Annotated in this window: 5 protein-coding genes and 1 pseudogene; all 6 read left to right on the top strand. The window is 31.4% G+C overall.

Going from position 1 to position 3,916, the window contains the following annotated elements:
- A pseudogene (locus DCO46_RS22335) lies at window positions 1–217 on the top strand (cell wall anchor protein); the annotation flags it as partial.
- A gap of 3 nt (window positions 218–220) precedes the next feature.
- Window positions 221–706, top strand: a complete 486-nt coding sequence (locus tag DCO46_RS22330; protein WP_116754668.1) for a hypothetical protein — start codon at window positions 221–223, stop codon at window positions 704–706.
- Window positions 707–816: 110 nt separating this feature from the next.
- Complete coding sequence (locus DCO46_RS22325) at window positions 817–1,989, top strand: hypothetical protein (RefSeq protein WP_243416388.1); 1,173 nt, start codon at window positions 817–819, stop codon at window positions 1,987–1,989.
- Window positions 1,977–2,321 (top strand): hypothetical protein, encoded by a 345-nt coding sequence (locus DCO46_RS22320; protein ID WP_116754666.1) that lies wholly within the window; start codon window positions 1,977–1,979, stop codon window positions 2,319–2,321. Before DCO46_RS22325 ends, DCO46_RS22320 begins: the two co-directional genes overlap by 13 nt.
- Entirely contained in the window at window positions 2,303–2,779 is a 477-nt protein-coding gene (locus DCO46_RS22315; protein WP_116754665.1) for a type II secretion system protein J, read from the top strand. Before DCO46_RS22320 ends, DCO46_RS22315 begins: the two co-directional genes overlap by 19 nt.
- Window positions 2,769–3,905, top strand: a complete 1,137-nt coding sequence (locus tag DCO46_RS22310; RefSeq protein ID WP_116754664.1) for a type II secretion system F family protein — start codon at window positions 2,769–2,771, stop codon at window positions 3,903–3,905. The genes DCO46_RS22315 and DCO46_RS22310 overlap by 11 nt, the downstream gene beginning before the upstream one ends.
- The last annotated feature ends 11 nt before the right edge of the window (window positions 3,906–3,916 follow it).

Below are 3,916 nucleotides of genomic sequence, written 5' to 3'. Positions count from 1 at the left end.
AGGACATTTAGAAAATATTCCAAGTGAAGAAGAAGTGCTGAAAAATGGAATTAATCTGGGAGAAATGAATTCTAAGTTGCTTCAGAAAATTGAAGAATTGACTCTTTACAGCATTGATCAGAACAAAAAAATTGAAGAGCAGGCAAAAGAAATTGAAGCACTAAAAAGCTTAGTTTCGAGGATAGCCAAAATTGAAAGTGAATTAGCCCGAAAATAATTGATGAAAAACAAAAAAAACATATACATCATTTTACCAATTGTATTATTCGTTTGGAGTGCTGTCTTGTATCAGGTTTTTTCTTTCACTAATAATGATGAAGTTGTTTCAGCTAATAATCCCGAATTCGTTATTAAGCCACTTAAAGTCAAAGAAAGACAATCATTCATTATAGATGTAAACTACAGAGATCCTTTTTTAGGAAAAATGTATATGCCACAAGCTGCTACAAAAGTTAAAACAGCAAATTCATCCATAAAAAAAACTCCAAAAGTTCCGGAAACGTTAGTTTGGCCTGTTATTCTTTATAAGGGAATGATCTCTGATACAAAAGATAAAACCAAAATTTTCATGCTTATCATTGATGGTCAAAACCATTATATGAAAATTGGTGACACTCAAAATGAAATTTACCTGAAAAGTGGTGACAGAGAATCTGTGTATGTTAAATACAAAGGAAATTTAAACCTTATAATGATTCAGGATTGAGAATAAATTTCAAAATAAAATCCGGTGCTTTACAATTTACTGTATTTATCTCAGTATTGATTGCTTTGTTGATGGCTGGGCTAATTTTATATGCCTATACTTTTATTTACATGAAAGAGCAATCAAAAGGAGCAATTGAGAATATCCAATTCTCTGATATTGGCATGCAGGCTTTATTAGAGCAAAAGGAATTTAACACAGATACTCTCCAACTGGATTTCATTAAAAAACAAAACCAGACTATAAAAGTACATTTATCACAATGGGGTATTTTTGAAAAAGGGATTGCAATTTCTCAATTTCGAAAAAAGAAATTTACAAAAACGGCTATTATTGGTTCCTTACTTAATACTGAAGAGTCCCCTACTCTTTTTTTGCAGGAAACGTATAATGCATTAACAGTTGTCGGTACTACTACTATAAAGGGGATCACTTATTTACCGGAGCAGGGTGTTAATTCCGGGTATATAGCCGGACAAAGTTACTATGGTTCGCAGCTGGTTTATGGTACTGTAAAGAAAAGCACAAAAGAACTTCCTCAGCCCAAAAAGAATTTATTAGAGACACTCGAATATAATTTAAAGCAATATAAACCACTTACTGAGGATGATTATATCTCTTTAGAAAAGAATTCGAAAATCATTAATACGTTTCACAAAAAAACGAAAGCAATTTATTTTAAAGATCCAATTGTATTAGAACATAAAATCATAACAGGAAACATCATCATTAAATCAGAAACGTCTATTGTTATTAAAAATACGGCGATTTTGAAAGATGTGGTTCTAATTGCTCCAACAATTGAAATTGAGGATGGAACGACAGGGGCTTTTCAGGTTATAGCCTCTAAAAAAATTACAGTCGGAAAAGCTTGTAAGCTGAGTTATCCTTCCGCTTTGGTATTATTTCAGGACAATAAAAACAATCCGGATGAAGTCTCGGTAAATCCAATGGATAATAAGATTTTTATTGATTCAAAATCAATTATAAAAGGAAATATCTGTTATTTTCAAACCAAAATTTCTTCCGATTTTCAAACTCAGATTCTTTTAGAAAAAGAAGCAAATATAAAAGGTCAGGTATATTGCAACGGAAATTTTGACCTGAGAGGTACGGTTTCGGGATCAGTAATTACAAAGCAGTTTTTGGCTAACCAGTCAGGATCTATTTTTGTAAATCATATTTATAACGGAACAATTGAGAACCAAAATATTCCAAATATTTATGGGGGAATAGTGCTGGAACAAGAACAACCTAAAACAATTTTGAAATGGTTGTACTGAAAAAAATAAAATCAGCAACATTGATTGAAGCAGTCGTTGCAACGGTTTTAATCGTAATTGTTTTTATAATTGCCAGTTTGATACTTAATAATCTGGTATTAAATACTTTTTCGAAAAACACACATTCAATTGAAAATCGAATGAATGAATTAGAATATGAAATTCAAAATAACAGTATAAAATTACCGTATCAGGAAAAGTATAAAAATTGGCAAATCACTATAAATCAAGAAAAGACAGGCTCCCAATTACTAATAAATATTCAGGCACAAAATAGTGATCGTAAAAAAGAAATATCAAAGACATTAGTTCTATGGCAGCAAATAAAATAAGATCCTTTACACTCTCTGAATTATTAATTGTAATGATCATCACTGCTATTGTAGTTGGTATGGCTTTTAGCGTCTTAAGATTGGTACAGAAACAAATTCATACTATTCAGGGAAATTTTGATAAAACGAGTACACTCGCGCTTTTTGAACAAAAATTGTGGCAGGATTTTAACGAGCTTCAGACTATTACGTTTAATGAACAAAATCAATTTTTACTAATGCTCTCAGAAACAGACACTGTAAAATACTCATTTCATGATAATTATACATTGCGCAACAATGATACTATTCCGTTAAAACTTACTATTCAAAAAGTATTTTTTAATGGAAAAAAAATACAAACCGGAAATATAGACGCTATGAGCATATCTGCTGCTGCTACATTACCGGATTATGAGATTTTTGTCTCAAAGAAAAACGACGTAACCTTTTTTATGAATCAGGAAGATGGCCTTTAAAATTGAAAATATCCCTGCCAAAAAAGGGACACAAACAAAAAATACCAGCAGTTTGGAAGATTTGTTAAAAAAAGAAATTTCTCTTTTTGGTGACTCTTTCAATAATAAAAAGAAACAGGCTTTCTATCAGGAATTAGCTGTTTTACTAAAAGCCGGAATAACATTTAAGGAAGGTTTGTCTCTGATTGTAGAATCATTAAAAAAGAATGCTGACAAAGAGTTAATACAATCAATTCTTAATCAGGTAGTAAACGGAAAACCATTTTCCGAAGCTTTATATAATGCAAAATCTTTTACTGAATACGAATATTACTCCATTCAGATTGGCGAGGAAACAGGAACTACTGCTCAGGTCTGTTTTGAATTAGGTCATTTTTTTGAACGAAAAAATGAGCAAAAACGAATTATAATAGCCGCCCTAACCTATCCTTCTATCGTATTAAGTACTGCTGTTTTGGTTGTGGTATTTATGTTGAGTTATGTTGTGCCAATGTTTCAGGATATTTTTAAACAGAATAATATGGAGCTTCCGTTTCTGACACAACTAATTGTAAAATTATCCGTGTTAACCAAAACCTACGGACTGTATTTCTTTTTGATAATTATTGGTTTTATTTTTTCTACCCAGTTCTTTAAGGACAATGCCAAATACAAAAAAATGCTTCATTACTTTTTGATTAAAATTCCAATTGTTGGCCCTTTTATGACTAAAGTTTATCTGGCGCAATTTACACAGGCTGTTACTTTACTGACAACCGCAAAAGTTCCATTATTAAACAGTATACAAATGGTCAAAAAGATGATTCGTTTTGTGCCCTTACAGGAAGCCTTAGAAAAAGTGGAAGAAAGTATTTTGAAAGGAAACAGTCTAAGCGCAAGTTTAAAAAACAATCAATTGTTCGACAATAGAATTATATCATTGGTAAAAGTGGCTGAAGAAACCAACCAAACCGAATTCGTTTTTAAACAATTAAGCGAGCAATACAATCAGGAGGTTGTGCAGCAATCTAAAATCATGACTACTGTATTAGAACCTTTTATTATTTTATTCGTCGGAGTTTTAGTGGCTGTTTTACTGGTGGCTATGTATTTGCCTATGTTTCAGCTTAGTAGTGCAATTGGATAAAATAGAATTTA

It is taken from the genome of Flavobacterium sp. HTF (genome assembly GCF_003105115.1).
Lineage (GTDB): Bacteria > Bacteroidota > Bacteroidia > Flavobacteriales > Flavobacteriaceae > Flavobacterium.
Note: the sequence above shows the minus strand (reverse complement) of the source record. Positions and strands in the feature narration are given on the sequence as shown.

Bases quoted from the DNA above. Each gene is read 5' to 3' on its own strand.
- DCO46_RS22330 (WP_116754668.1), top strand. From the start codon at position 221: ATGAAAAACAAAAAAAACATATACATCATTTTACCAATTGTATTATTC.
- DCO46_RS22325 (WP_243416388.1), top strand. From the start codon at position 817: ATGAAAGAGCAATCAAAAGGAGCAATTGAGAATATCCAATTCTCTGAT.
- DCO46_RS22315 (WP_116754665.1), top strand. From the start codon at position 2,303: ATGGCAGCAAATAAAATAAGATCCTTTACACTCTCTGAATTATTAATT.
- DCO46_RS22320 (WP_116754666.1), top strand. From the start codon at position 1,977: ATGGTTGTACTGAAAAAAATAAAATCAGCAACATTGATTGAAGCAGTC.
- DCO46_RS22310 (WP_116754664.1), top strand. From the start codon at position 2,769: ATGGCCTTTAAAATTGAAAATATCCCTGCCAAAAAAGGGACACAAACA.